Source organism: Pseudomonas kielensis (genome assembly GCF_030505375.1).
GTDB lineage: Bacteria > Pseudomonadota > Gammaproteobacteria > Pseudomonadales > Pseudomonadaceae > Aquipseudomonas > Aquipseudomonas kielensis.
Window position 1 is genome coordinate 4,695,107 of sequence record NZ_CP130043.1, and the last position, 24,908, is coordinate 4,720,014.

Below are 24,908 nucleotides of genomic sequence, written 5' to 3' on the forward strand. Positions count from 1 at the left end.
AGGAGGGAAGAGCGCATGGCGGTGCAAGCAAACTGGGACGATCTTCGGCTGTTGTTGGCAGTCTCGCGGCGTGGCAGCTTTCTTCAAGCGGGTCAGTTGCTGGGGATTGCGCCGTCTACCTTGTCTCGTCGCCTGAGCCAACTTGAGGCCGCGCTGGGCGAGCCACTCCTCGAACGGGGTGTTGAGGGGTGTCGGTTGACCTCGCGGGGTTCATCTCTGGTGGAGGTTGCCCTCGCTGCGGAGGCAGGCTTGAGGCGTCAAGCCGTGGCTGATTTGTCCGGCTTGTAAGCAGAGCTGTCTGGCAGTGTTCTGGTCAGTGCAGGTGAGGGGTTCTCTTCTCGGGTGCTGGAGGCCGCACGTCGTTTCACCACAGCCCATCCGCTTTGCTCGGTGGAGTTGCAGGTTGCAGCCGACTTTCACAAGATCGTCCGCGGCGTGGCCGACATTGCTGTACGCACGGTACATCTGGGCGAACCATCGCTGATTTATCGACCCATAGGCAGGCTTGCCTATGGTGTCTTCGCTGATGCTGGGTACCTCGAGCGCTTTCCTGACTTGACCCCGGCCACAGCAGTCAATATCGCCTTGCTCCCTCCATTGGACGTGTTGCCGCAAATGCGTGCAGCAAAGGCGGCGGGTTTGGAGCGTACGCAGATCAGCGTAAGTTCATTCGCCGCGCAACTCGAGTCGGTGAGAGGGGGATTGGGCGTAGCCGTACTGCCTCGAGTTCTGGCGAAAGACCTGATTGAGGTGTTTGCGCAGATCGATGTTCCGGATATGGACGTCTATCTGGTGACCCGGCCTCAGGCATTGAAACAGGCCCACATCAAATGCTTCTTCGCGCTCTTGGAGCAGGTACTGCTCGAAGCCCTGTGCGTTGAAAATGGGCAGGATCATCTGTGTGCTTGAGGCGTCATAACGCGCCTGCCCAGTCGTTGAGCCGAGCGAGCATGTTGTCGAGTGGTTGGCACAGAGGGTTGCCATCGACCTGGATTACCTCAGCGACTGCGGCCCAGGAGTCAGTGACGGGGCCACAACTCTATTGCTGCGTCCTTGCGGGACAACTTGTATCCTTAAGCACTCTCAGGACATACGTTTGCTGTTATTGCCTTGGTCAAATAACGGCCAGAACGGGAAACCGGACTTTCCATCAGGTACTGACGTGAAGCGTGACATCCACCTAGTAATACTCTTGTTGTTAGTCATCGGCTGTTCCTTGGCGTCACTGACTCTCTGGAAGGTGGTCGCCTCTCGAGATAGGGTGCTGGAGGAGGCGGACGTCCACGGGTTGAACCTTACCCAGGCGCTCGCGACCTATTCTGAAGGTATCGTCCGGCAAAGTTCGTTGCTCTTGCTCGGTCTCGTCGAGCGTCTTGAAACCGAGGGCAGTGGACCTGCGCAAATACAGCGGCTCAGCACGCTGGTCAGCCGACAGCAGCCCCTGATGCCACAGCTCAGTGGTGTCACTATCTATGACAACCAAGGCCGCTGGTTGATGTCCTCCAACCCTATGGCTCCGGCCGGAGCCAACAGCAGTGACCGTGCCTACTTCATTCATCACCGTGACAGTCCTGCCCGGGAACCCTTCATCGGGCCGCCGATACGTAGCCGGTCAAACCAGGAGTGGGTGATCACCATCAGCCGGCGCTTCAATGATGTTCACGGAGCGTTCGCCGGGGTGGTTGCGGTGACGCTGGGGGTTGAAAACTTTCTACGGTTGTTTGGGAAGATTGATGTGGGGCAAGAGGGGGCCATCGGGTTGTCCTATACCGACGGTACGCTGCTGGTTCGTTATCCGTTCCGCGAACAGGACATGGGGCGCAACTTTTCGCAGTCGCCGATCTTTGCAAAGTACCTTGTTGATCAGTCGGTCGGTACGGCTTCGTTCACCTCCAGTCTGGATGGTGTGGAGCGGCTCTATGCCTTTCGCAAGAGTGACAAGCTGCCGCTCGTGACCACGGTCGCACTCGGTAAACACGAAGCCTTGGTAGGGTGGCGGCAGGAGGCAATGTTGTCGATCGGCGTGGTGACGAGCCTCTTGGGCCTCATTGGCATTATCGGTTGGTTGTTGATCCTGCATATTCGTCGGCGGATCAACGTGGAGTCGGAATTGCTGGTCACCCAGCAGCAGTTGCTCAGTTCGAATCGGCAACTGGAAATGTTGGCGATGAAGGACGCGCTGACGGGCCTCGCGAACCGGCGCTGTTTTGACGAGACCCTTGCGATTGAAGCGCGGCGAGCGCAACGGGATGGATTGTCGTTGGCGTTGCTCATGATTGATATCGACTATTTCAAGCTTTACAACGACTCCCTTGGGCATGTGGCGGGCGATGCGTGTTTGCAGAAAGTAGGTAAAGTCCTGGAGGAATGCATACGGCGGCCATCGGATCTGGTGGCGCGGTACGGTGGCGAGGAGATGGTGGTTGTCATGCCCAATACCGACAGTGCCGGTGCAGCCGTCGTGGCGCAAGGTATCCAGGACCGGCTGAGCCAAGAGAATATTCCTCACCAAACCAGCCCATGGGGACGTGTCAGTGTGAGTATCGGGATTGCCACTGCAACGGGGTCGGAGTTGGATCAATTGCAGGGGTTGATCGAGGCTGCTGATCAGGCGCTCTATAACGCCAAGTCGGCTGGACGGAACCGGACGGCAAGCCACTACTGCGCCTGATGGCACTGAGCAGTGCCAGTCAAGTAACCGATGTCTGGGCACAATCCGCCAATGGCGGCCGACGCGAGACAGTACCTGAGGTCGCGCGATTGCTTGAGAAGTCCGGAATTAAGGGGGGGATGGTGATCGGTCGACAGGGGGAGGGCTGCGACCTGTTCGGTTTCATTTGTAGCCCTTGAGAAGCCTCAAGCCCCCTGTCTGCGGTACCGGCGTAGCTCAATGCGATCAGCAAGTCAGAGGGTTCGTACAGAACCCAGGATAGAGAGCATCAAGGCAACATCCGGGTGAGGCAGTTGTCACGAACCCAATAGTGATGAAACAGCCCTGCGCCGGCGTGCAAACCAATCAGCCAGTAGCCGGCACTGCCCAGCAGCTCATGCCATTCCTTCAATTGCTTTGCCATGTCGGGGTCCGGGGCGATGAGGGAGGGCAATGGGAATGCGAAGTAAGGCACCGGTTTATCGGCGGCATTGAGCATCAGCCATGCCAGAAGCGGGGTGCCGATCATCAGCACATAGAGCAGTAGGTGGGTCATGTGGGACAGTGCGGTTTGCCAGGCCGGCGGCTGTGGGGAAATAGGTGGCCGGGCTTTCAAGCGGCCTAGAAGACGGATCCAGACCAAGGCAAAAATGGCCATCCCGAACACTGCGTGACTGCCCAACAGCGGACCTTTGAGCGCATGGCCTTTGGGAAGCAACCCCTTGAGTTCGATGCAACCATAGACACCGACAAACAGCACAAGCATCAGCCAGTGCATGATGATCGACAACTTTGCATAACGTTGTGTGCGGGGGGCGGGGGTCATCACAGTGCCTCGTCGATTGGAGTGCTGGCTGCCGACTCGTTCGTGCGGCCAGGGGGCCGGGTTCGGGGTGTCGACGAACCTGACCGCAGCACCCTGCCTGACTAGCCTTAAGACAATCTGAAGCTCCCTTGCAAAGGGTCTGTTCAAGCCGGCTGAAAGTGCCTCGGCTCGCCCCCCGGTTTCGCCATCAGCGCGCGGCCATGAACCATGAGTTGCCCTACTTCGATACCACCAGCGCGGGTGGCTGCCAGCTGCCTTCGCCCGCAGGAAGAATCGACGGCGGTGTGCTCTTCGGCCAGTAGAGCCGCATCACCAGGTAGACGGTGTCGTCAGGCGCCGGCAACCAGTTGGCTTCCTTGGCCTTGCCGGGGGAGTCCTTCTGGATGTACAGCGTCAGTGAGCCATCCGCGTTTTTCTTCAAGGCCGAGAGCATCGGCGAATTGATCAGGTAACGGTTGATCGGGTTCTCGATCAGCAGTTGGCTTTTGCCGTCGTACAGGGTCACCGACCAGAAGGCATTGACGGGTGGCAGCTTTCCAGCGGGGAAGGTCAGCGTGTAGTTGTGTTTGCTGGTATCGAGTGTCTTGCCTGTGCCGTCAGTACGGGTATAGGGGTACATCGCCTCCACGGCGTCGTTGCCGTACAGTCCGCCCTTCGCGGCGCCGGCACGCATCAACCAGTTGGCCTTGTAGAACGCCTGGTCGCCGAAGAACGCTCCGACATTCCAGCCATTGATATTTTTCATTCCGCTCGAGAGAAACGTATCAACTGTCTTGTCGCCAGCCTTCATCCCCAGCAAGACCGCGGCTTTATGCTCGAGCGACAGGTTCTTGAATTCGAAGCTTCGGCCAGGGCCTACGCCGATGCTGGCCAGCTTCGCCCGGATCTCCTTGTCGTCAGCCGATGGCGGCACATACGCCAACGCGGCCGACAGGTACTCGAAGAAGTTGTCCTTGATGCCAGCGGTGGTAGCCGGTACGAAATCGAGCTTCGGCGCAGCGGGCGGCGCGGGTTGATGGAGGAAGGCGGAAAGCGGCTGGACCTGGTAACCGGCCTGGACCTTCTCGACATTCGGCATGTCGGCCGGGTTGAACAGCTGGGTCCGGATCAACGTCAGTGCAAAGGGCGTTGTGGAATTGAACACTTTATCGATCCCAGGGGGCGGCACCCCTTTCCAGTCCGGGCCTGCAACCAGATAACTGCCGGCGGCGCTGGCCGTCGCCCGGCTGCCGATGTAGCCGAAGTTATAAGTATTGCCGTCAATCAGTTGCACCGAGTAGTAGCGCTTTTTGGAGACGGCCGGCACCGTGATCACCAGCGGCTCTGCGCGCAGGTCGGCCCACATTATCGAGTAGGGGGTGTCGCTGTTTGGCGTAATGACGGCGGTGTCAGCGGGCGTCGCGACCCGATGCTCATTGTGCAGTTGGTTAAAGGGGGCCTTGAACTGACTGGAACTGGAGTCCACTGCAAACTCATTCATCACGGCGTAGTTCATGACCAGCGGCAGGCCGTAGATAAAACCTGCCTCGGCGATCGCCCGGGTCTGCTCGAGACTGGGTGCGGTCACACCCTTGGCAACATCGGCCTGGTCTGCCTGGGTAATAGGATCGGTCTTGCTCGCACACCCGGCGAAAAGTGTTGAAACCGCTACGACGGCTGCCGCAGCCATTGTCCAGCCCCGATTAGACTTCCTGTTCATGTCCACCTCGTCAGTTGTGAGCAGGCTGTCACCATGAACTTGACTGGCATTCAGGTCTGTCACTTAAGCCGCGACTCATTAATCCTGTGGCGATGCGCCAATTCACACGCCCAGAGAGTGTAGATCACAATAAGCCAGCCTCCGCGCCAGACAGAGTTGTCGGACTTCTATCCCGAGTATCGACGGGTGGCCCAGGCTATTGCGAGTCAACCCCGACCGCGTGCGGTATTGCTCAGCCTGTTGCACGCCAATATTCAGGACGTGTTCAACGAGTACGCGGTGCAAATTATGTCGCCGCACTATCTGGGTGATCTCATCGAAGAAAAACCTATATCCCTAGAGTCGTGCGCGCACATCAGGTGGTGCAAGCGGCCCGGCGGATGGCCAGCGTATCGTCGACATCGAAGGTCGACACGCGTCACTGACCATTGAGCGTGTGGTGCATGCGGGTCAAATCATCGAATCATGTTGCGCTGACGCGGTGAATGATCCTTGGACAACAGGCGGAATCGACAGCCCAGAGCGGCTCGTTTGCTTTTCTTCTGCGTCCACTCATGAACTGCTTGTGAACGGCACTGCGAGGCGTCTGTTCAGCACCTTCAGACTTCGTTAAGAAAGCTCTCCGATACTCCTCCCTAACTTATCCGGGAGGCGTGCCGCCAATGTCCGACTTTAACTGGAACATCCCTTTACCGCTGCGCCTTGGGCAAGCTGACAATTCGCCCATGACACTGGCCAGAGCGTTGCCCGAAGAATCGCTGCGTCCTGCCTTCGAAGCCTACATCCAGGAACGGTTTCGGAAGATTCACGGTGCTGATATTCGCCATTTCATGCCGCAACTGTTCGGTATGAGCACCCCCTCAGGCACGCTCTGTGCCGTGGCGGGGGTGCGGCTTGCCAGTGTCGAGCCGCTGTTTCTGGAACGCTATCTGGACGAACCCATCGATCCGCTGATCAGCGCAGCGGCCAACCAAGCCGTGGGCCGGGCTGCCATTGCCGAAGTCGGCAACCTGGCCGCTAGCGACACCGGTAGCGCACGCTTGAGCATTGTTGCGATGACGTACCTGCTGGCCATGGGAGGACTGGAGTGGGTGGCGTTTACCGGGAATGTTGGCTTGGTCAACAGTTTTCACCGCCTGGGTCTCAAACCCGTGACGTTGTGTGCTGCCGACCCGGCACGTCTTGGCGATGAGCGCCTTAGCTGGGGCAGCTATTACGAGAGCCAGCCGTGGGTGCACGTCGGCAACATCCGCGCCGGTTTCACCCATCTGCGCAACATCGGACTGTTCAATCGCCTCGGCTTGCCATCATCTATCGAGGGGGCCAGTCATGTCGCCTGAGACACTGCGCTTCCAACAGACACTACGTAACTATGCCGAAAGCCAGCCTCACACCATTGCTTTGTGGGGGGATGACCTGAAGCTGGACTACGCCATGCTCAATGCTGAGGTGGCGTACCGTCAGCAGTGCCTGCGAGATCAGCACGTCAAGGTGGTCGCACTGGCATTGGACAACGGCACCGAAGCAGTGCTCTGGGACCTGGCCATCCTGTTTGAAGGCCTCACCTGTCTGACGCTGGCTCCTTTTTTCAGTGCGGCTCAACGCCGTCATTGCCTGGAGCAAAGCCAAGCCGAGCTGGTCATTGGCGCAGAGGATCAGGCAGACGAACTGCAGGCAGCCGGTTACACCCAGTCTGGCAAATTCTGGCGTCGTACGTTCTGTGCTCCAAACCGGCTACCTGAAGGTACGGCCAAACTGACGTTCACCTCGGGCACCACGGGCACACCCAAGGGCGTGTGTCTGAGCGCCGAGAGCCTGTTGAGCGTTGCCCGTGAACTGGAGCGGGCCAGCGAACCGTGCAAGCCGCAGCATCATCTTGCCCTGTTGCCTCTGGCCATTCTGCTGGAAAACATCGGTTGCTACGCGGCCTTGTATGCCGGTGCAACGGTGAGCGTGCCGAGCCAGAAAACCCTGGGCATCCAAGGTGCCAGTGGCGTTGATGTACCGGTATTGCTTGGTTGCCTGGCGGCCCGCGCGCCGCAGAGCCTGATTCTGGTGCCACAGTTGTTGCTGCTGCTGACAAACACCGCCGAGCAAAAAGTCTTCGACCCCCGATCGCTACGGTTTGCCGCCGTCGGCGGGGCGCGAGTGTCCCGGGCATTGCTGGATCGTGCACAGCGGGTCGGTCTGCCGATCTACGAAGGCTACGGCTTGTCTGAGTGTGCATCGGTGGTATGCCTGAACCGACCCGATGCACATCGCCCCGGCAGCGTGGGGCGCCCGCTGCCGCATGTAGAGGTCCGCCTGGCCGAAGATGGTGAAGTGCTGATCCGCGGCTCGGTGCTTCTCGGCTACCTGGGGGAGGCTGCACATACCCAGCAATGGTGGGCCAGTGGCGATCTGGGCGAGTTCGACGCCGAGGGTTTTCTCTACCTCAGGGGGCGCAAGAAGCACCAGTTCATCACCAGCTTCGGGCGCAATGTGAACCCCGAGTGGGTTGAGGCCGAGCTGACCCAGCGGCGCGACATTGCACAGGCGTTCGTCCATGGCGAGGCCATGCCGCACAACCACGCCTTGCTCTGGCCCCATCGTCCCGAATGTACGGATGACGAGTTGGCTCTTGCGGTGTCCGAGGCCAACGCGACGTTGCCCGACTATGCCCAGGTGCACCACTGGACCCGATTGAATCAACCGTTTACCCCCGCCAACGGCCTGCTGACCGCCAATGGCCGCCCGCGTCGTGACGCCATCGTCGAGCGTTACCGGGCGCAACTGACTGAGTCGGTCAACTTTGAGGAATCCGCATCATGAGTTTTTTCGACACCCTGCAACACGCCACGCAACAGGAGCGTCAAGAGCTGTTCGCGCTGCCGATCATCCGCGACGCGCTCGAAGGCAAGGTCAGCCTGGACAGTTATCGGGCATTCCTGGCGCAGGCCTACTACCACGTGCGTCATACCGTCCCCTTGATGATGGCCTGTGGTGCGCGCTTGCCGCAGCGCCTGGAGTGGCTGCGCAAAGCCGTCTGTGAATACATCGAGGATGAGTACGGTCACGAACAATGGGTACTCAATGACATCGCTGTGTGTGGGGGCGACAAGGAGGCTGTACGCGACGGTCGTCCGTGCATGCCGATCGAACTGATGGTCAGCTTTCTCTACGACCTGATTGCCCGAGACAATCCGGTCGGGCTGTTTGGCATGGTCAATGTGCTCGAAGGCACCAGTGTCGCCCTGGCGACCCATGCCGCTGGCAGTATTCGCCAGCGTCTGGACTTGCCGGAAAGCGCCTTCAGCTACCTAAGCTCGCACGGCTCATTGGACATCGAACATATGCAGACCTACCGCCGGCTGATGGATAACCTCGAGGACCCGGGCGACCAGGCTGCGGTTATCCATGCCTCTAAAGTGGTCTATCGGCTTTACACGGACATGTTCCGAGGTTTGCCGCGGGACGGGGAGGTTGAGCATGCGCCTGTCTGAGGCTCGCGTAGTACTGACGGGGGCCAGTGGTGGTATTGGCCTGGCCATCGCGGCGCAGCTGTGCGCCAGTGGCGCGCAGGTACTGGCAGTGGCCAGGCACCGGGAACCCCTGGCCTCTCTGCTTGAGCGTTACCCCCTGCAACTGACCTGGATAACTGCCGACCTGACGTTTCTGGCCGACCGGCGCAAAGTGCAGGCCGCCGCGCAAGAGATGGGCGGCATCAACCTGCTGATCAACGCCGCCGGGGTCAATCACTTTGCCATGTTGGAGCAGCTCGATGACAGCGACATCCACGCGATGCTGGCGGTCAACATCAGCGCACCGATCTGCCTGACCAAACTGCTGCTCCCGCTGCTCAAGCAGGCAACGAGTGCCATGGTGGTGAATGTCGGTTCCACCTATGGCTCCATCGGCTATCCCGGCTACGCCAGTTACTGCGCCACCAAGTTTGCCTTGCGCGGTTTTTCCGAGGCGTTGCGCCGGGAACTGGCGGACACCCGGGTCGCCGTGCTGTACGTCGCTCCCCGGGCCACGCGTACCAGCATGAACAGCCCCGCGGCCCAGGCCTTGAACGATGCGCTCAAGGCGAATGTCGACGACCCAAAAAAAGTCGCCTCAGCCGTCATCCATGCCATCGCCGGTGACCGACGCGACCTTTACCTGGGCTGGCCGGAGCGCTTTTTCGTGCGACTCAACAGCCTTCTGCCCAACCTCGTGGATCGTGGTCTGCGCAAGCAATTGCCGCTGATCCGTCGCCTGAGTCAGAAAACCGAAAACGAGAACCTCAAACCATGAAAAAACTACTCGCTTGCCTGTTTCTGGGGGCCCTGAGCCAAAGTGTCTGGGCGCTTGATGCGGCTGATGAGCAGCGTCTGAGCGGCATCCAGCAACGCTGGGCGCAGATTCAGTATCAAATGCCCGCCGACCAGCGCACCGCTGCTTTCGAACAGCTGGCCGCCCAGGCCTCGGCGTTCACCCATGAGCGCCAGTCGGTGGCCGAGGCCTGGATATGGTCCGGGATTGTCAGCAGTAGCTGGGCCGGCGCCCAAGGTGGACTGGGTGCGTTGAGCAAGGTCAAACAGGCCAAGGCCGACCTTGAGAAAGCCCTGGCTATTGATCCCAATGCCTTGCAAGGCTCGGCCTATACCAGCCTGGGGGCCTTGTACGACCGGGTGCCCGGCTGGCCTATCGGGTTTGGCGATGCCGACAAGGCAGAGGCGTTGCTCAAACAGGCCTTGCAACTGAACCCCAACGGTATCGATAGTCTGTACTTCTGGGGCGATCACCTCTACCGTCAGAAACGTTACACCGAAGCCAGGGCCGCGCTGCAAAAAGCCCTGCAAGCGACACCACGGCCCGGGCGGGCAACCGCTGACGCGGGACGGCGCCAGGAGATTGAAGCGTTACTGCTGGACGTGAATAAAAAACTTGGCTGACAGGAGTGCTGCATGTGCGTCTATTGCTGATCGAGGATGACTTGGCGCTGGGAGAAGGTATCGATCAAGCCCTGGGCCGAGAAGGGTATACCGTCGACTGGATTCGCGATGGCAGCAGTGCCCTGCATGCGCTACTCAGTGAAACCTTTGACCTGGCGGTGCTGGACCTGGGGCTGCCGCGCATGGATGGTCTTGAAGTGCTACGGCGCCTCAGGGACAGCGGCTCCAACCTGCCGGTGCTGATTCTCACCGCCCGCGATGCCACAGAAGACCGTATCGCGGGCCTGGACGCCGGGGCCGACGATTACCTGATCAAACCGTTCGACCTGGCCGAGCTCAAGGCCCGCTTGCGTGCGTTGTTGCGGCGCAGTGCCGGGCGTGCCCAGCTCCTGATCGAACACGCCGGCATCAGCCTCAACCCGGGTACCCAGCAAGTCAGCTATCAGGGCGAGCCGGTGCCCTTGACGCCCAAGGAGTATCAGTTGCTTCACGAATTGCTGTCGCCGCCAGGTCGGGTGATGACCCGCGACCACTTGATGCAATTGCTCTATGGTTGGAGCGAAGAGGCGGAAAGCAACACCCTGGAGGTGCATATTCATCACCTGCGCAAGAAATTCTCCAGCAACCTGATCCGTACCATACGTGGCGTCGGCTACCTGGTAGAAGAACGCCCATGACCTCGATTCGGCGCCGCACACTGACGCTGATTCTCGGCCTGCTGTTTGTCGGTCTGTTGATCATGACGGTGTTCAACCTGCACGACAGCAATCACGAAATTGATGAGGTCTATGACGCCCAACTGGCTCAGAACGCTCGTCTGTTGCAAGGCATCATGCGCATGCCGATGGCCAGCAAGGAACACGCCGAGCTTTATCAGGCATTCAATCTGGCGTTGAGTCAGGCGGTGCCTAAGATCGACGGCCATCCTTACGAAAGCAAGATCGCTTTCCAGGTCTGGAATACGCAGGGCACATTGTTGGTGCACACCGCCAGTGCGCCGACCTTCACCTCTGCCCCGGACACAACCGGTTTCAGTGACGTGGTCGACCTCAATGGCCGCAAATGGCGAGCGTTCATGCTCGATGACCCCCAATACGCCCTGAAAATATGGGTGGGTGAGCGTGACGATGTGCGTGCCGACCTGGTGGATCGCATCGTTCGCCATACGGTGGTGCCCAACCTGCTCGGAAGTCTGGTGCTGGCGGTGGTGATCTGGCTGGCGATCGGCTGGGGGCTCAAACCCCTGGAAAACATGGCGAGGACCCTGCGTGCCAGGCATTCCGGCTCGCTTGAACCCCTACAGATGGTGCCCCTGCCCACCGAGCTGGAACCGATGCAGGCCGCACTGAACCGGATGCTGGCGCAGATCCAGGAAGTGCTGGGTCGGGAGCGGCGGTTCATCGCCGATGCGGCCCACGAAATGCGCACGCCGTTGGCGGTTCTCAGGGTGCATGCGCAGAACCTCATGGAATCGGGCTCCGATGAGGACCGCCGTGAGTCCCTCGAGCATTTGATCAAAGGCGTGGATCGGACCAGTCGGCTGGTCAATCAGTTGCTGACCATGGCGCGAATTGAACCGCAATCGATGCTTTCTGCAACGCCCTGCATTGATCTGGAGGCGACGGTTCGCGAAGCGCTGGTGCAGTTGACGCCCTGGCTGCTGAGCCGGGGGCTGGAACTGGCATTCGATGTCAGCGGCCCGCTGTCGCCGGTAAGGGCAGATCCCGCCGCCATCCATATTGCCCTGAACAACCTGGTGACCAATGCCGCAAACTTCTCCCCACCGCATGGCACGATCACGGTTCGACTGGCCAAAAAAGGGGAGCACCTCGAGCTGTCGGTCGAAGACGAGGGGCCAGGTATCGACGAAGCTGATCGCGAACGGTTATTCGAACGCTTTTACAGTCATGGCAACGACCAGGGCGCCGGGTTGGGCCTGACTATCGTGCAGGCAATTGCCGTCCGTTTGGGAGGGAGTATCAAACTGCAGAACCGCGAATCGGGCGGGCTACGGGCAACCTTGGAGATTGCCGACAATCGAGATGGTTGAACCTGTGGCAAGTACCTCGGTTCGCCCTCCGGCTCTTGCATCAGCGCAGGGCGTCACCTTGGCAATACAGGAGGCAAATGGGCCCGGGTTAGCAGGGCTGGGCCGCCAGGCTATTGGTGATGTTACGCCCCAGCACCAGCACCGTGACAAAACCGCAACCGACCAGCGCCGTGGCGAGACTCAGCAGTACCGAGCTGCCCAGTTGGTCGACGATCTGCCCGCCGAAGAATGAGCCCAGCGCGATAATCACCTGGAACAAGGCGACGAATAGCGGCATCCCGCGTTCTACATCCTTGGGCGCGACGACAAACATCCAGATACTGGCGCAGGCCGGGAAGGCGCCGAAGGCGAAGCCCCAGAGCGCGATCAGCATCGCAGCGCCGGTCATGCCGGTGGCGAAGTGGGGGAATAGGGCGGTGCTGGTGCCGATCATCAGGGCCACCAGCAGCAGGGTATGACGTACGCTGCGGTTGGCGGCGAAGCCGGCAAAAATATTGCCCATGACCCCGGCCACGCCAAAGAGCAGCAGCAACGAACCAATGGTCGGTCCGTCGAACCCGGCACTGTGTTTGAAGAAGGGGGCGACGTAGGTGTACGCGGCAAAGTGCGCCAGGCCGATCAGCAATACCGCGATCAATCCGACGCGCGCTTGTGGATTGATAAACAGGGCCGGCAGGTCACTGATGCGGATGGCCTTTTCCGGGGTCAGGCGCGGTAGAAGGAAGATCTGCGCCAGTAACACCGGTACCCCCATCAGCGCAGTGATCAGGAAGGTCATGCGCCAGCCCATCAGGCCGCTGAGCCAGGTGCCTACGGGCACGCCCAGCACGGTGGCCAAGGTCACGCCGACCATGATGATCGAGGTGGCCTGTGCTACGCCAACGCCCTTGGGCGCCAGCCTGCCGCTCAGCGCGATCGCCGTCGCCCAGAAGCCGCCGATACTGATACCCAACAGAACACGACCGAACAGCAGCAGGCTGAAGTCGCTGGCGAAGGCCACGACCGAGTTGGCGATGATCATGATCAGCGTCAGGCCGATCAGTAGGTATCGACGGTCCATGGCGCCAATCCCGACCGACAGCAAGGGGGCGGCCAGGGCGGCCATGATGCCGGGCAGGGTCACCATCAGGCCGGCGTGACCGGCACTGATGCCCAGGTCGCTGGCGACATCGTTGAGTACGCCCACCGGGAGAAACTCACTGGTGACCAGGGCGAATGCACCCACGGCGACGGAGAGAATCGCCAACCACTGCTGTTTGACACTTTGTTGGCTATGTTCAGGGATGTCGCGAGGGGCCTGGCTGGCGCTTGGCATGGTGTTGATTCCAGAGGGACATGTCGCCTGAAGCCAGGCGGGGGGAAAAGGGAGGCGATTATAGGAATCAGTTCTGGTAATTCAACAGGCGTGCCGCTTGATAGTCATCATCAGCGCAATCAATGCGACGTCGTTGGGGGCAGGCCATAAACGGCAGTGCCGGATATGGCCTCAGCGGGTTCGGTCATCTGCCGATGCTGTTTAAAAGTCGGTGCCTCGCACACTGAGCACTGATGACGATGTTAGTGTCTGCGACCACCCCTGTGGCCGCAGAAACCCAGGCGAGCACCCTTTACGCGCCAGTAGCCAATGGCATTCGGTATTCGATAACGCCAGGTTTTTCGGCAATCCAGTCGTATAACCTTTGGGCGGTTTGATTGGTTTGCTGGGTGTGCCAGTAAAGCCGTTCACAGTTTTTTTCCTGCGCTTGCCTTTGCACATACTCGATAAGTTGTTTACCTATCATCTGGCCCCGTGCGCTTGGGCAGACGTAGAGATCTTCCAGGTAGCAGAAGTCATTGCGGCCCCAGGTCGAGCGGTGAAAGACGAAGTTGACGAAACCGTAGAGGCGTTCGCCGTCGCAGGCGACCGCGCAATGCACAGGTTCGGCACTGTCAAAGAAGCGTGCCCAAGTTATCTTGGTCGTCGCCAAACCGACATCTACCTCGTAAAACGCCTGGTACTTGGCCCAAAAATCGCACCACTGCTCGAAGTCCCTTTGTTCTACTGGGCGAATCGATAACGCCTGTTTTACTGCTGTCATGCTCATCCTTAATGGCGGTGGAAACGCTCACGTTAAATGTCGATGCACCAAGCCTTTCCTGCCCGCTTCGGTGCCGACCCCAAGTGGTAACAGCACCCTTGGTGGCGGATTTATATCGCGCCAATGGCCAAACTCGCCCAGCCAATTTTCGATCTGCGGCCAGACCAGTTGGCGTTCGGCTTAGTCCATAGATGACTCCACGTCATCCATCCATTGAACAACCATCCTTTGTAAGCCCCCCGCCCCCTGGCGCTTAATCGCCGCGGACTGCGATCCGCGCGGTCTCATGCGCTCACTACAATAACAAGGGGATGTCATGCACGAAGAGGCGGGTTTACTACTGATTTTGATGGCGGCCATCGGCTTGATTGTCGTGCTGGTGGTCAAGTTTCGCGTTCATTCCTTCCTGGCGCTGATGCTCGCCAGTTTTGTCGTCGGGGCGGGCGCGGGCATGCCGCTGTCGTCCATCGCCCGCCCGCCTCACGGCCACCCGGGCGATGCCGGGCCTGGGGGTGTACCTGGGTGAGGCGCTGAAAAATTTACTGTTGGAACCTTGCTGGCCTCGGTCGTGGCCCTGGGTATGACGTTATTGGTATCGCAGTGGGTTTGAGCACACCCGCGATGCTGTCCACTGTCTGGAGTAGAACCATGATTCACAACAAATCCCTGGCTGACTGGTGTCAGAGCCACCCCCTGATTGGCCCGTTGACCCGGGTCGAGCCCGTCACCTGGTTCAACCCGGCCCTGGCGCCGACCGCGCAGGCCTTGGGTGACGTGCCGTTGAGCCTGGCCGACGTGGATGACGCCAGCGCCCGGCTCGAGCGGTTCGCCAGCTACATTCAGTCGGCGTTCCCCGAGACCCAGGCGAGCGCTGGCATCATCGAGTCGCCGCTGATTGCGCTGCCGCGCCTGCAGGCCACCCTCTGCGCCGAGGAGCAACTGCCGGTGCAGGGCGCATTGTGGCTGAAGGCCGACAATCTGCTGCCGATTTCCGGTTCGATCAAGGCCCGGGGCGGCATCTATGAGGTGCTCAAGCATGCCGAGGACCTGGCGTTGGCCGGCGGCCTGATTCAGCCGGGTGCTTGCTACAGCACCCTGGACAGCGATGCCGCCCGGGCCTTTTTTGGCCAGTACAGCATCGCCGTCGGCTCCACCGGCAACCTCGGCCTGTCCATCGGCATCATGAGCGCACGCCTGGGGTTCAAGGCCACCGTGCACATGTCCGCCGATGCCCGGCAATGGAAGAAAGACCGCCTGCGTGCCTGCGGGGTGACCGTGGTCGAGTATCAATCGGACTACAGCGTCGCCGTCGAGCAGGGCCGGCAGCAGGCCGAGAGCGATCCCAAGTGCCATTTTGTCGACGATGAGAACTCGATCAATCTGTTCCTTGGTTATGCGGTGGCGGCGCGTCGCCTGCAGCACCAACTGGTGTCCGCGGGGATTACGGTCGACGCGTTACACCCGCTGTTTGTCTATCTGCCGTGCGGTGTCGGCGGCGGCCCTGGTGGCGTCGCCTTTGGCCTGAAGCAGATTTTCGGCGACGCGGTGCACTGCGTGTTTGCCGAGCCGACACACTCGCCGTGCATGTTGCTGGGGGTGTACACCGGGCTGCACGATGAGGTCAGTGTCTATGACTTTGGCATCGACAACCGCACCGCCGCCGATGGCCTGGCAGTGGGGCGACCGTCGGGGTTTGTCGGGCGCTCGATGCAACGCTTGCTCGACGGCTACTACACCCTCAGTGACGAGCAGATGTACCGCCTGCTGGCCCTGCTGCATGCCGAGGAAGGCCTGAAGCTGGAGCCCTCGGCGCTGGCCGGATTGCCCGGGTTCCTGCGGGTGCTGCAAGAGCAACAGGGGTATCGCCAGCGCTTGGGCCTCGACGCGCAGCGCCTGGCCAACGCCACGCACCTGGTGTGGGGCACGGGCGGCAGCATGGTGCCGGCGCAAGAAATGGACGCGTACCTGGAGCAGGGACGTACACTGTTGGCCGCACATTAGCCATTGCACCCGGGGCCGCGCGGCCCCGGGTTTCTCGCCCGCGGAAAAACGCCCCGATGCTGAACCTGCCTCCTCGATTGAGCTCCCGGCTCAACAGTTCCCAGTTCGCCAACCTGCACACCTTTCTGGTCGCCGCCCGGCACCTGAGTTTTGCCCTGGCCGCCGAAGAATTGTGCGTCACGCCCAGCGCCGTCAGCCACCGCATCGCCCGCCTGGAGCAAGCCCTGGACCTGCGCCTGTTCGAGCGCCTGACCCGTCGCGTACGCCTGACCGGGGAGGGCGAGCGCGTGTTCGCGATCCTCGAAGGGGTGATGGAGCAGTTGTCCGAAGCCCTGCAACAATCGCCCCAGGCCGAGCTCTGCGGGTCGGTGGCGCTGTATGCCCGACCTTCGGCTGCGCAATGCTGGCTGGTGCCACGCCTGGCGGACTTTCACCAACGTTACCCGAACATTGCCCTGGACATCCGGGTCGGCAACGACGCCATCGATTTCCGCACGCAAAACGTCGACCTCGCGCTGCTGTACGCCAACGGCGAATTCCCCGGGCTGGCCAGTCATGCCTTGATGAGCGAGACCATCGCGCCGGTTTGCAGCCCGCTGTATGCCGAGCGCCACGGCCTGCTTGAGGCGCCGCACAACCTGCGCCACTGCACGCTGTTGCACGATGCCCTGGCCTGGGACAACGCGGTCTACGATGCCGAGTGGCAACTCTGGGCCCGGCAGCAGGGGCTGCTCGAGGTCTTGCCGCAACGCGGGCTGACGTTCGATCGTTCCGACCTGTGTGTGACGGCGGCCATCAACCACGCGGGCATCGCCATCGGCCGCCAGCGCCTGGTACAGAGCCGCATCGACCAGGGCGAACTGATCCTGCCGTTCGGTGGATTTTCCCAGCCGGGGCGCTACGACTATTTTCTCGTCCACCCCCACCGTGACCCCATGCCCCCACGGGTGCAGGTGCTGATCGACTGGCTCAAGGAAAAGGCCGGCGAAGGCTCGGCGGCTTGAGCTGCCCGCAGCACGGACCGCGCCAGGTTAGTGGTGAATGGACGACACCCGTCAGCTGCGCTATCTTGCCGCCGCTGCCAAAACGGCGGTGCGTGCCTCCCGTGCAGGCATGAGAGTCAGCCCAAGGATTGTTCATGGAACGAGTCACAACGAATCGCTGGTTTGCCGTCATGCTCGGCCTGGTATTTATCGCGTTCGACCAGTGGATCAAGGTGCTGGCGCTGCTGTCGCTGTCGGCGCAGAGCTTCAAGATCGGCGGCAGTTTCGCCTGGCTGGATATCGCCTTGAGCCTCAACCCTGGTGCGTTCCTGAGCCTGGGGGCCGGCCTGGCACCGGCGGTCAAGCAACTGATCTTCATCGTCGGCGTGGGTGCTGTGGTGTGCTGGGCGATCGGCTGGGCCTTGTCGCGTTGGATCAGTTCGCCAGGCAAGGCGCTGGCGGTGTACTGCATTGCACTGGGTGGGGCGTCGAACCTGATCGACCGGGTGTACCGTGACGGACACGTGGTCGATTACCTGGTACTCAACCTGGGGCCGCTGCATACCGGGGTGTTCAACATTGCCGATATCGCCATCATGGTCGGGGCCGCTGTCCTGCTACTGGCTGAATGGCGCAAGCCGCGCCAGGCCTGACGCTAGTCACAGGTCACGCTGACGGCCTTCGCCGCGCGCTGCAGTTCCTGTTTCACGTCCACGGTGATGCGCTGTTCCATGCGGCGCTGTTCGAGGAAGACCTGGTCGCCCCGGGTGTCCACCTGCGCATCGATCGCCGCCGCCTCGGCCTCGATGGCGGCCGCATGGGCGCCGATCACGGCGTTGACCTCGCTTTCATTGCGGGCAGCGTCGAGCGCCTTGATCAGCGCGGCCACCTTGGCTTCCTCCTCCTGGCTGTAGGCATCCAGCGACAAGCCGGCGGCCAATGCCCGCGCCCGAATCTGCACCTCCTTGAGTGCGTGCCGGGCCTCTGCGCACTGCACCTCGCGTTTGTGCTGGTTGACCAGCTGCCACTGGATCAGCGCGTAACTGGTCACGCCGATAAGCGCCACGGTGAGGCCGGCCATCAGCCGGCGGCTCATGGCCGCCTCCAGGCAGATGATGTGAGGAGGGGGATGCACCCATACATCGTATTAATCCATTCGAAGTAGATCAAAGCGTAGCAGCAGAATCGATCCACTCCGTGTGCTGGCCGCCGGTGTCAGCGGGTTTTGCACTCGGCCAGCACCACTTTGCAGGTGCGCGGCGTGCCCCCGGATCGACCGGCGTAGCGTTGACAACTGGCCAGGGATTTTTGCCGCGCCACGCCCAGGGTCGAGCCCCAGGCCAGGCCGCCTTCTCCGACAGTGGGCAGCGCCTTGGCATAGCAGTTGGAGGCCTGGCTGGCGCTCCCATAGGTGGTCCGACTGGTTTTGCTGCTGCATCCGACCGTCAGCAGCAAGGGCAGGGCGAGCAGGCAGGCCGCCCATTTGCCCACTGTGGTTGCGTTCATCTGGCTTCCCCTGAATGGACGTTGGTTGCCGCCGAATACGCCCATGGTTCACATGGCGCTGGCATCGAGTTCTGACAGCGCGGCCGTGCTCATGGCAGTCACCTGGGCAGAGGAGGGTGCTCTGTAAAAGCGTAGCAGCGCGAGGCTGCGTCGACGGCCGCGAGTGGGGAGATGAAGTGCCATGAATCAGTGTGCGACTCAAACATCAAGCAGCGAGCCCGGTGAGATCGGCTCCTTGCTTGTTTGAGCCGTGCGCGTCCCTGCGCCTGGGGCACCTAGAAGCTGTATTTGGCGGTCAACATCATGTTGCGCGGAGTGCCGTAGGTGTCGCCACCGTAGCTGGTGGAGTTGGAGATGGACGAGTAGTACTCGCGGTCGAAGATGTTGTTGGCGTTGAGTTGCAGGTCCAGGTTCTGGTTGACCCGGTAGCCGGCCATCAGGTCGGTAATGGCGTAGCCACCCTGCTCGAGACGGTAGGTGCTGCCATCTTGCAGGGCGACGTCGTTGTACATGCGGCTCTGCCAGGAGACGTTGCCGCCGACCCGCAGTTTTTCCAGCGGGCCCTGGAAGCTGTAGCGGGTGGTGAGCTTGAACAGGTGCTCCGGGGTGTCAGTGTCGTAACGTTGGTTCTCGTTCTGAGGTTTGGCCGCATCCTTGATGGTGTGCAGGCGGGCATAGGTATAGCCGCCGCCCACCTGCCAGTTCTCGGTCAGTGCGCCTTGCAGTTCGAAGTCGATGCCCTGGCTGCGAATCTCGCCGGAGGCCTCATAGCAGGTGGCCTGCGGGCAGTTGGGCACGTACACCTGCACGGCACGGTTTTCCTGGTCGATGCGGAACACTGCCAGGCTCGCATTCAGCGCACCGTCGAAGTATTCGCCCTTGATGCCGACCTCGTAGTTCTTGCCGACGATTGGCTTGACCGGCGTACCGGAGGTGCCCTTGGAACTCTGGGGGGTGAAGATGTCGCTGTAGCTGACGTAGACCGAGTGATGCTCGTCCAGGTCGTAGATCAGGCCGGCGTAGCGGGTGACGTTACGGGTGACCTTGTAGTCGCCGTCGCCATCGCGGTTGTCATAGTCGTACCAGTCCAGGCGGCCGCCGAGGATCAGCTTCAACGGGTCGGCCAGGCTCAGGCGGGTGGTGAGGTACAGGCCGTCCTGGGTGGTGACTTCGCGGCTGTTGTCGGTGTGCACGAAGTCCGGTTTGCCGGCATTGATCGGCCAATTGGTGTCGTACGGGGAGTAATTGTGGGTGGTCATGTCGTAGATGCGCTTGCTGGCACCCACCACCAATTCATGGCTGCGCCCCAGTGCCTCGAACGGACCACTGACAAACGCGTCGACGCCGGCCTGGTTTTCATCGTGGGCGGACTGGTAGACGGTACGGGCCAGGGTGTTGTTGACCCAGCGCGACTGGTAGGACCCGGTGAACAGTGCGTTCTGTTCGGAGTAGTTGGCGTTGAACTGCAACTTCCAGTCATTGGCCAACTGCTGGCGGACTTCGGCGAACAGGGTGTTGATCTCCTGATCCTTGTTCTCCCAGTCAGTGCCGGGGTTGTAGGAGCGCGGCAAGTCCAGATGATGACCATCCAGGCCGATCATCGAGGCGCCCCAGAAGTAGTTGGTCTTGTCCTTCTGGTTGGAGAAGCCGAGGGTCAGGGTGGTGTCGTCGCTCAGGTCCGCTTCGGTGATCGCGTAGAACAGGCCATGCTGTTCGTCGACATCATCGACGAAGCTGTTGGCGTCGCGGTAGGAGGTCACGACCCGGCCGCGCCAGGTGCCGCTGTCGTTGAGCGGGCTGGAGGCATCGACCTCGCCGCGATAGTTGTCCCACGTGCCGGCCGCGCCGGTGAGGGTGACTTTCTGCTCGTCCAGCGGCCGCTTGCGTACCAGGTTGATGGCGGCCGAAGGGTTGCCCGCACCGGTCACCAGGCCGGTGGCCCCGCGTACCACTTCGACCCGATCGAACATCGCCAGGTTTGGCTGGGCGCCGACGATCCAGCCTTGATAGCCGCTCGGGATGCCGTCATACATCAGGTTGTCGATGTCAAAACCGCGCGCCGAGTAGGACTGCCGGCCGGGGCCGCTGGAATAGTCGAGGAACAACCCTGGGGTGGCATTGACCACATCGTTGATGCTGGTCATGGCCTGGTCGTCCATGCGCTGGCGGGTGATCACGGTGACGGCCTGGGGCGTTTCACGCATGGTCAGCGGCAGCTTGGTCGCCGTGGACATGGCGCCAGTGGTGTAGGAACTCGTGCCCTCGGTGGTGCTGCCCAGGTGGGTGCTGGTGATTTCGGTAGCGCCCAGTTCCAGGGTGGTCGGCCTGGAGGTTTGCTGCACCGCGCCGCTGTCATCGGCAAAGGCGGGCGCCAGGCTAGCCATGCAGATGGCCATGGCCAGAAGGTTTCGGGGCGCATTCAAACAGCACGGCGGGGTAACACGCGACATGGGGGGCTCCTGGATTGTTAATGATATAAATAGAGCTATTGAGAATCATTAGCAAATATTCTCTCAGGAATTGCCGCGGTGAAAAAGCCTGTAATGAAAAAAATCTATGGGAGCGTGACAAGTGTGGAGCAGGTTGCCGCATTCAGTCCTGGGCCGGCGGCTCCTGGTCGAGCAGGACCGCACCGCGGCCCTGTTGACCCAGGCGATCAGCGGGGTTGCGCAGCGGGCAGTCATCCATCGACAGGCACCCGCAGCCGATACAGCCGTCGAGTTGATCGCGCAACTGGCTGAGGCTATGAATTCGCACGCTGAGCATGTCCCGCCAGATCGTCGACAGGTGTTTCCAGTCCTGCGCCGTCAAGGTGCGCCCGGCCGGTAATTGGTCCAGTGTCGCCTTGATGGTCGCCAGGGGGATGCCCGCGCGCTGGGCGATCTTGATAATGGCTACCCGGCGCAGTACTTCCCGTGCATAACGCCGCTGGTTGCCGGCGCTGCGCTCGGCGTGGATCAAGCCCTTGGTTTCATAGAAGTGCACGGTGGCCACCGTCACGCCGCAGCGCCGGGACACTTCTCCTACCGAAAGAGGCACGCGAACATCGATCGACATGGCAGCTTTCTCTTGACCTCATCTATGGATGAGGTTTTATAAGGAGGTCGGCTTGTCGTTGCAAGCACCCATTCGCGGTGGCGTGTGGGACCACTGACTGGAGCTGACATGGACACGTGTGAAGGACCCGCTGACGATCATTTGCAATCTGCGCCACAGGCAGGCACTGGCTGGGCCGACCTGCTATCGGGGGCCAATGGCGTGCGCTCGCTCGCACTCGCTGGGGGCGTGGTACTCCATGCGATCAATGTCTACATCGCCACCACCATCCTGCCCTCGGTGGTCAAGGACATCGGCGGCCTCGACTATTACGCCTGGAACACCACACTCTTCGTCGCGGCGTCGATCCTCGGCTCGGCGCTGTCGGCGCGCTGGCTGACGGGCATGGGACCACGGGGCGCGTACATTGCCGCGACACTGGTGTTTGCCTGCGGTGCGCTGATCTGCGCATTTGCCCCGTCCATGGCCGTCATGCTCACGGGCCGGCTTATCCAGGGGCTGGGTGGCGGATTGTTGTTCGCACTGTCCTACGCCATGATCCGGCTGGTCTTCGCCCAAGCCTTATGGCCGCGGGCGATGGCCCTGGTCTCCGGCATGTGGGGGGTGGCCACCCTGGTCGGTCCCGCCGTCGGGGGGATCTTTGCGCAACTGGGCGTGTGGCGGGCGGCGTTCTGGTCGTTGATCCCGGTCGCCATACTGTTCGCGGTGCTGGCAGCACGCGTACTGCCCAAACGCAGCGCGGACCAACCGCCGCGCGTGCCATTGCCGTTGGCCCAATTGGTGTTGCTGACGGCGGCGGTGCTCTGCGTGTCGGCCGGCAGCGTGGCGTCGAGGCTGTCCTGGAATATCCTCGGCCTTGGCGCGGCCGCGATCCTCACCGCCCTGCTGATCTACATCGAAAGCCGCACCCGCCAGCGCCTGCTGCCGGCCGGTGCATTTTCCATCACGTCGGCGCTCGGTGTGCTCTACGCAACGATGTCGTTGCTCGCGGTCGCGGTCACCAGTGGCGAGATCTTCGTGCCGCTGTTCCTCCAGGTTCTCCATCAACAGTCGCCACTGATGGCCGGTTACCTGGCGGCACTCATGGCCGCGGGCTGGACGCTGGGTTCGATTGGCAGTTCAGGCGTAAGTGGCCGGGCCGTGGGGCGGGTGATTCTCGCCGGTCCGTTGCTTGGATTCGCCGGCATGGCAGCCCTGGCCGTTCTGCTGCGCAGCGAAAGCAGCGGTGACTGGCAGGCACTCCTGCCGATCTGCCTGGCGCTGGTCATCATCGGCCTGGGCGTCGGCCTGGCCTGGCCCCATCTGCTGACCCGGATATTCCAGGTAGCCCCGGCGGGAGAACAGGACCTGGCGTCGGCGTCGATCACCACGGTGCAATTGTTCGCCACGGCGCTCGGTGCGGCGCTGGCGGGAATGGTGGCGAACCTCGCTGGCCTGACTGATCCCGGAGGCGTCGCGGGCACAGCGAATGCCGCAAGCTGGCTGTTTGGCGTGTTCGCCCTCGCGCCGCTGGTGGGCATCCTGACGGCCCGGCGGGTGGTGCGGGGGTATGCAAAAGCAACGGGCGGCTAGGCAAAGGCCGCCTCGATAAAGGCTTCCAGCGCCTGCTCTTCGAGGATCTCGATAGAAAAGTGGCCAAAGCGCTTGGGCAGCCAGATGATGCGCGTCCCGGAAGGGGACTGCAGGTTGGCGCGAGTCAAGGGTTGGCCATTTTCATCCTCTGGCTGGACCCCGCGGGCCAGCAGGTCGTCATAGGCCTGTTCGATGTCCGGTGTTGAATAGCAGTGGCGATAAATCATTCCCTCGCCCGCGGTGTCCAGCAGTTCCTTCAGGTTCCCCGCCAACGGTTGGACCAACATGAAGCGTTCCTGGCCGATCAGCGCAATCGCGTAACGCACGTGCAGGCCACCGCGCTCCCAGACCAGAGTCCGGGAGATCCTGGCCTGCAGTATCTGGGTGTAATAGTCACAGGCTTGCTTGAGGTCGTTGACCAGTACATCGACATGACTGAATTTCAGTTCCATGGCAGGGCTCTTCCGGTAGGGGGAACCCATCGTAGCCACGTCAGTCGTGGAGTTCGACCGGTGTTTTTTCTGGCCCTCGCCCAGTCCAGCCTGTAGAAATGCCGATTATCGTTGTGCAAAGGAGCTATCCATGACATCCGGGCAATGCCTGTGCGGGGCTGTACGTTTCTCCCTGGAGGTTGAACCGCGCTACTTCTATCGCTGCCATTGCAGCCTGTGCCGCAAGCAAACCGGGGTCGGCCATAACCTCGCCACGCTGGTCAAGGCGGATGAATTTCGTTGGCTCGCAGGACAGGCGCTGATCAGCAGTTGGCAAAAACCCAGCGGCTACAGGAACGACTTTTGCTCTTCATGTGGCTCCACGGTGCCTAATCCTCTGCGCCAGACCCCGTACTTCTGGATTCCCCTGGGGCTGCTGGACGTCGAACTGAGCAGTGTGTGCATCGGCGATTTCTGCACCGATGACGCCATGCCCTGGGATCAGCACCGCTCGCCGAACAGTCACCGTGCGGCGCCGGAATCACTCGAGTTTATTTTGCAGGCATTGCAGGTCGACGCTGATTGATGGCGGCGTTGCCGGCAGGCTGTCGAGAAAGGCGCGGATCTGCCGGGAACCGCGCAAGTGCAGGGTAGGGATCTGCGGGCCGATGGCCTGGCGCACCGCCTCGATGCCGGGACGGTAGCCACGGTCGAAGTTCCACACGAAGTTCAGGAAGGTCAGGAACGCCCGATCGATTTTCTCGCTACAGCCTGCTGCAAGGTCGGGGCGGGGGCGGTTCATGACGCTGCGCCGGATCACCCGGGTGAGGCAGGTGAGCCGCCCAGTGTCGAGCCAGATGATCAGGTCGGCACCGGGGAGGCGCAGGTCGAAGGTGCGCCGGGCATAGTTGCCTTCACAGACCCAGGCCTCTGGCGCAACCGCGGCCCTGACGCGGGTGCGGAACTGCTCGGCGTCGGGCTCGACCCAACCAGGCTCCCAGAACAGCCTGTCCAAATGCACCACGGGCAGTCCAAGGCGGCTGCCGAGGGCGCGGGCCAGGGTAGATTTGCCGCTACCGGCGTTGCCGAGAATTACAATCCGTTGCATGGTCCCACTGCCTGTCGCGAAAAAAGCC

General features: G+C 61.4%; 24 protein-coding genes and 2 pseudogenes. 16 read left to right on the forward strand and 10 right to left on the reverse strand.

Annotated features, from left to right (window positions below; all coding sequences use genetic code 11):
- Nucleotides 1-15 precede the first annotated feature (15 nt).
- Nucleotides 16-909, forward strand: a pseudogene (locus tag Q1W70_RS21950) (LysR family transcriptional regulator).
- Between the two features lie 253 nt (nucleotides 910-1,162).
- Complete coding sequence (locus tag Q1W70_RS21955; protein ID WP_302097937.1) at nucleotides 1,163-2,671, forward strand: sensor domain-containing diguanylate cyclase; 1,509 nt, start codon at nucleotides 1,163-1,165, stop codon at nucleotides 2,669-2,671.
- A gap of 268 nt (nucleotides 2,672-2,939) precedes the next feature.
- Here Q1W70_RS21955 and Q1W70_RS21960 read toward each other — a convergent pair whose 3' ends face one another.
- Nucleotides 2,940-3,476 (reverse strand): cytochrome b, encoded by a 537-nt coding sequence (locus Q1W70_RS21960; protein ID WP_166591102.1) that lies wholly within the window; start codon nucleotides 3,474-3,476, stop codon nucleotides 2,940-2,942.
- A gap of 217 nt (nucleotides 3,477-3,693) precedes the next feature.
- Nucleotides 3,694-5,175 (reverse strand): DUF1254 domain-containing protein, encoded by a 1,482-nt coding sequence (locus Q1W70_RS21965; protein ID WP_218585206.1) that lies wholly within the window; start codon nucleotides 5,173-5,175, stop codon nucleotides 3,694-3,696.
- A gap of 147 nt (nucleotides 5,176-5,322) precedes the next feature.
- On the opposite strand from Q1W70_RS21965, the pseudogene Q1W70_RS21970 reads away from it, so the two are divergent.
- The 8 genes and pseudogenes from Q1W70_RS21970 to Q1W70_RS22005 all read left to right on the forward strand — a co-directional run.
- A pseudogene (locus tag Q1W70_RS21970) lies at nucleotides 5,323-5,607 on the forward strand (hypothetical protein); the annotation flags it as partial.
- Between the two features lie 230 nt (nucleotides 5,608-5,837).
- The gene (locus Q1W70_RS21975) at nucleotides 5,838-6,515 is read left to right on the forward strand and encodes a thermostable hemolysin (protein WP_166591103.1); all 678 of its coding nucleotides are present in this window, start codon (nucleotides 5,838-5,840) and stop codon (nucleotides 6,513-6,515) included.
- A complete protein-coding gene (locus Q1W70_RS21980) occupies nucleotides 6,505-7,986 on the forward strand; it encodes an AMP-binding protein (protein ID WP_166591104.1) in 1,482 nt (493 codons plus the stop codon). Before Q1W70_RS21975 ends, Q1W70_RS21980 begins: the two co-directional genes overlap by 11 nt.
- Nucleotides 7,983-8,657 (forward strand): iron-containing redox enzyme family protein, encoded by a 675-nt coding sequence (locus Q1W70_RS21985; RefSeq protein WP_166591105.1) that lies wholly within the window; start codon nucleotides 7,983-7,985, stop codon nucleotides 8,655-8,657. The genes Q1W70_RS21980 and Q1W70_RS21985 overlap by 4 nt, the downstream gene beginning before the upstream one ends.
- Nucleotides 8,644-9,453: an SDR family oxidoreductase gene (locus Q1W70_RS21990; protein WP_166591106.1), complete on the forward strand. Its 810-nt coding sequence runs from the start codon at nucleotides 8,644-8,646 to the stop codon at nucleotides 9,451-9,453. The genes Q1W70_RS21985 and Q1W70_RS21990 overlap by 14 nt, the downstream gene beginning before the upstream one ends.
- A complete protein-coding gene (locus Q1W70_RS21995) occupies nucleotides 9,450-10,094 on the forward strand; it encodes a tetratricopeptide repeat protein (protein WP_166591107.1) in 645 nt (214 codons plus the stop codon). Before Q1W70_RS21990 ends, Q1W70_RS21995 begins: the two co-directional genes overlap by 4 nt.
- Before the next feature lie 14 nt (nucleotides 10,095-10,108).
- Entirely contained in the window at nucleotides 10,109-10,771 is a 663-nt protein-coding gene (locus tag Q1W70_RS22000; protein ID WP_166591108.1) for a response regulator, read from the forward strand.
- Complete coding sequence (locus Q1W70_RS22005) at nucleotides 10,768-12,144, forward strand: sensor histidine kinase (RefSeq protein ID WP_166591109.1); 1,377 nt, start codon at nucleotides 10,768-10,770, stop codon at nucleotides 12,142-12,144. The genes Q1W70_RS22000 and Q1W70_RS22005 overlap by 4 nt, the downstream gene beginning before the upstream one ends.
- Before the next feature lie 88 nt (nucleotides 12,145-12,232).
- Here Q1W70_RS22005 and Q1W70_RS22010 read toward each other — a convergent pair whose 3' ends face one another.
- Both Q1W70_RS22010 and Q1W70_RS22015 read right to left on the reverse strand, forming a co-directional pair.
- On the reverse strand, nucleotides 12,233-13,459 hold the full coding sequence (locus tag Q1W70_RS22010) for an MFS transporter (protein WP_166591110.1): 1,227 nt from the start codon (nucleotides 13,457-13,459) through the stop codon (nucleotides 12,233-12,235).
- Between the two features lie 292 nt (nucleotides 13,460-13,751).
- On the reverse strand, nucleotides 13,752-14,222 hold the full coding sequence (locus Q1W70_RS22015) for a GNAT family N-acetyltransferase (protein ID WP_166591111.1): 471 nt from the start codon (nucleotides 14,220-14,222) through the stop codon (nucleotides 13,752-13,754).
- Nucleotides 14,223-14,538: 316 nt separating this feature from the next.
- On the opposite strand from Q1W70_RS22015, the gene Q1W70_RS22020 reads away from it, so the two are divergent.
- The 4 genes from Q1W70_RS22020 to Q1W70_RS22035 all read left to right on the forward strand — a co-directional run bounded on the left by Q1W70_RS22020 (nucleotide 14,539) and on the right by Q1W70_RS22035 (nucleotide 17,859).
- Complete coding sequence (locus Q1W70_RS22020) at nucleotides 14,539-14,748, forward strand: GntT/GntP/DsdX family permease (protein WP_166591112.1); 210 nt, start codon at nucleotides 14,539-14,541, stop codon at nucleotides 14,746-14,748.
- 122 nt (nucleotides 14,749-14,870) lie between these two features.
- On the forward strand, nucleotides 14,871-16,223 hold the full coding sequence (gene dsdA / locus Q1W70_RS22025) for a D-serine ammonia-lyase (protein WP_166591113.1): 1,353 nt from the start codon (nucleotides 14,871-14,873) through the stop codon (nucleotides 16,221-16,223).
- A 56-nt stretch (nucleotides 16,224-16,279) separates the two neighbouring features.
- A complete protein-coding gene (gene dsdC, locus Q1W70_RS22030) occupies nucleotides 16,280-17,227 on the forward strand; it encodes a DNA-binding transcriptional regulator DsdC (protein ID WP_166591114.1) in 948 nt (315 codons plus the stop codon).
- Nucleotides 17,228-17,361: 134 nt separating this feature from the next.
- On the forward strand, nucleotides 17,362-17,859 hold the full coding sequence (locus tag Q1W70_RS22035; RefSeq protein WP_166591115.1) for a signal peptidase II: 498 nt from the start codon (nucleotides 17,362-17,364) through the stop codon (nucleotides 17,857-17,859).
- Nucleotides 17,860-17,861: 2 nt separating this feature from the next.
- Here Q1W70_RS22035 and Q1W70_RS22040 read toward each other — a convergent pair whose 3' ends face one another.
- The 4 genes from Q1W70_RS22040 to soxR all read right to left on the reverse strand — a co-directional run bounded on the left by Q1W70_RS22040 (nucleotide 17,862) and on the right by soxR (nucleotide 21,769).
- A complete protein-coding gene (locus Q1W70_RS22040; protein WP_302097939.1) occupies nucleotides 17,862-18,341 on the reverse strand; it encodes a hypothetical protein in 480 nt (159 codons plus the stop codon).
- Between the two features lie 80 nt (nucleotides 18,342-18,421).
- Complete coding sequence (locus tag Q1W70_RS22045; protein WP_166591117.1) at nucleotides 18,422-18,712, reverse strand: hypothetical protein; 291 nt, start codon at nucleotides 18,710-18,712, stop codon at nucleotides 18,422-18,424.
- Between the two features lie 275 nt (nucleotides 18,713-18,987).
- Nucleotides 18,988-21,162, reverse strand: coding sequence for a TonB-dependent siderophore receptor (locus Q1W70_RS22050; protein WP_166591118.1), 2,175 nt, complete (start codon nucleotides 21,160-21,162; stop codon nucleotides 18,988-18,990).
- A 142-nt stretch (nucleotides 21,163-21,304) separates the two neighbouring features.
- A complete protein-coding gene (gene soxR, locus Q1W70_RS22055) occupies nucleotides 21,305-21,769 on the reverse strand; it encodes a redox-sensitive transcriptional activator SoxR (protein WP_166591119.1) in 465 nt (154 codons plus the stop codon).
- A 108-nt stretch (nucleotides 21,770-21,877) separates the two neighbouring features.
- Here soxR and Q1W70_RS22060 point away from each other — a divergent pair, with 108 nt between their 5' ends.
- Nucleotides 21,878-23,341: an MFS transporter gene (locus Q1W70_RS22060; RefSeq protein WP_302097940.1), complete on the forward strand. Its 1,464-nt coding sequence runs from the start codon at nucleotides 21,878-21,880 to the stop codon at nucleotides 23,339-23,341.
- On the opposite strand, the gene Q1W70_RS22065 is transcribed toward Q1W70_RS22060, so the two are convergent.
- Complete coding sequence (locus Q1W70_RS22065; RefSeq protein WP_182340573.1) at nucleotides 23,338-23,793, reverse strand: VOC family protein; 456 nt, start codon at nucleotides 23,791-23,793, stop codon at nucleotides 23,338-23,340. The two genes, Q1W70_RS22060 and Q1W70_RS22065, sit on opposite strands and share 4 nt — an antisense overlap.
- Before the next feature lie 130 nt (nucleotides 23,794-23,923).
- Between Q1W70_RS22065 and Q1W70_RS22070 the strand changes: the two genes are divergently transcribed.
- Nucleotides 23,924-24,358, forward strand: a complete 435-nt coding sequence (locus tag Q1W70_RS22070) for a GFA family protein (RefSeq protein WP_166591122.1) — start codon at nucleotides 23,924-23,926, stop codon at nucleotides 24,356-24,358.
- Here the strand turns inward: Q1W70_RS22070 and Q1W70_RS22075 are convergent.
- Nucleotides 24,314-24,880, reverse strand: a complete 567-nt coding sequence (locus Q1W70_RS22075) for a P-loop NTPase family protein (RefSeq protein ID WP_166591123.1) — start codon at nucleotides 24,878-24,880, stop codon at nucleotides 24,314-24,316. The two genes, Q1W70_RS22070 and Q1W70_RS22075, sit on opposite strands and share 45 nt — an antisense overlap.
- Between the last annotated feature and the right edge of the window lie 28 nt (nucleotides 24,881-24,908).

What these genes read in the sequence shown, in the direction of transcription:
- Q1W70_RS21960 (WP_166591102.1), bottom strand. Translation starts at nt 3,476, where the DNA reads ATGACCCCCGCCCCCCGCACACAACGTTATGCAAAGTTGTCGATCATC.
- Q1W70_RS21965 (WP_218585206.1), bottom strand. Translation starts at nt 5,175, where the DNA reads ATGAACAGGAAGTCTAATCGGGGCTGGACAATGGCTGCGGCAGCCGTC.
- Q1W70_RS21975 (WP_166591103.1), top strand. Translation starts at nt 5,838, where the DNA reads ATGTCCGACTTTAACTGGAACATCCCTTTACCGCTGCGCCTTGGGCAA.
- Q1W70_RS21980 (WP_166591104.1), top strand. Translation starts at nt 6,505, where the DNA reads ATGTCGCCTGAGACACTGCGCTTCCAACAGACACTACGTAACTATGCC.
- Q1W70_RS21985 (WP_166591105.1), top strand. Translation starts at nt 7,983, where the DNA reads ATGAGTTTTTTCGACACCCTGCAACACGCCACGCAACAGGAGCGTCAA.
- Q1W70_RS21990 (WP_166591106.1), top strand. Translation starts at nt 8,644, where the DNA reads ATGCGCCTGTCTGAGGCTCGCGTAGTACTGACGGGGGCCAGTGGTGGT.
- Q1W70_RS21995 (WP_166591107.1), top strand. Translation starts at nt 9,450, where the DNA reads ATGAAAAAACTACTCGCTTGCCTGTTTCTGGGGGCCCTGAGCCAAAGT.
- Q1W70_RS22005 (WP_166591109.1), top strand. Translation starts at nt 10,768, where the DNA reads ATGACCTCGATTCGGCGCCGCACACTGACGCTGATTCTCGGCCTGCTG.
- Q1W70_RS22010 (WP_166591110.1), bottom strand. Translation starts at nt 13,459, where the DNA reads ATGCCAAGCGCCAGCCAGGCCCCTCGCGACATCCCTGAACATAGCCAA.
- Q1W70_RS22015 (WP_166591111.1), bottom strand. Translation starts at nt 14,222, where the DNA reads ATGACAGCAGTAAAACAGGCGTTATCGATTCGCCCAGTAGAACAAAGG.
- Q1W70_RS22020 (WP_166591112.1), top strand. Translation starts at nt 14,539, where the DNA reads ATGCACGAAGAGGCGGGTTTACTACTGATTTTGATGGCGGCCATCGGC.
- dsdA (WP_166591113.1), top strand. Translation starts at nt 14,871, where the DNA reads ATGATTCACAACAAATCCCTGGCTGACTGGTGTCAGAGCCACCCCCTG.
- dsdC (WP_166591114.1), top strand. Translation starts at nt 16,280, where the DNA reads ATGCTGAACCTGCCTCCTCGATTGAGCTCCCGGCTCAACAGTTCCCAG.
- Q1W70_RS22035 (WP_166591115.1), top strand. Translation starts at nt 17,362, where the DNA reads ATGGAACGAGTCACAACGAATCGCTGGTTTGCCGTCATGCTCGGCCTG.
- Q1W70_RS22045 (WP_166591117.1), bottom strand. Translation starts at nt 18,712, where the DNA reads ATGAACGCAACCACAGTGGGCAAATGGGCGGCCTGCCTGCTCGCCCTG.
- Q1W70_RS22050 (WP_166591118.1), bottom strand. Translation starts at nt 21,162, where the DNA reads ATGTCGCGTGTTACCCCGCCGTGCTGTTTGAATGCGCCCCGAAACCTT.
- soxR (WP_166591119.1), bottom strand. Translation starts at nt 21,769, where the DNA reads ATGTCGATCGATGTTCGCGTGCCTCTTTCGGTAGGAGAAGTGTCCCGG.
- Q1W70_RS22060 (WP_302097940.1), top strand. Translation starts at nt 21,878, where the DNA reads ATGGACACGTGTGAAGGACCCGCTGACGATCATTTGCAATCTGCGCCA.
- Q1W70_RS22065 (WP_182340573.1), bottom strand. Translation starts at nt 23,793, where the DNA reads ATGGAACTGAAATTCAGTCATGTCGATGTACTGGTCAACGACCTCAAG.
- Q1W70_RS22070 (WP_166591122.1), top strand. Translation starts at nt 23,924, where the DNA reads ATGACATCCGGGCAATGCCTGTGCGGGGCTGTACGTTTCTCCCTGGAG.
- Q1W70_RS22075 (WP_166591123.1), bottom strand. Translation starts at nt 24,880, where the DNA reads ATGCAACGGATTGTAATTCTCGGCAACGCCGGTAGCGGCAAATCTACC.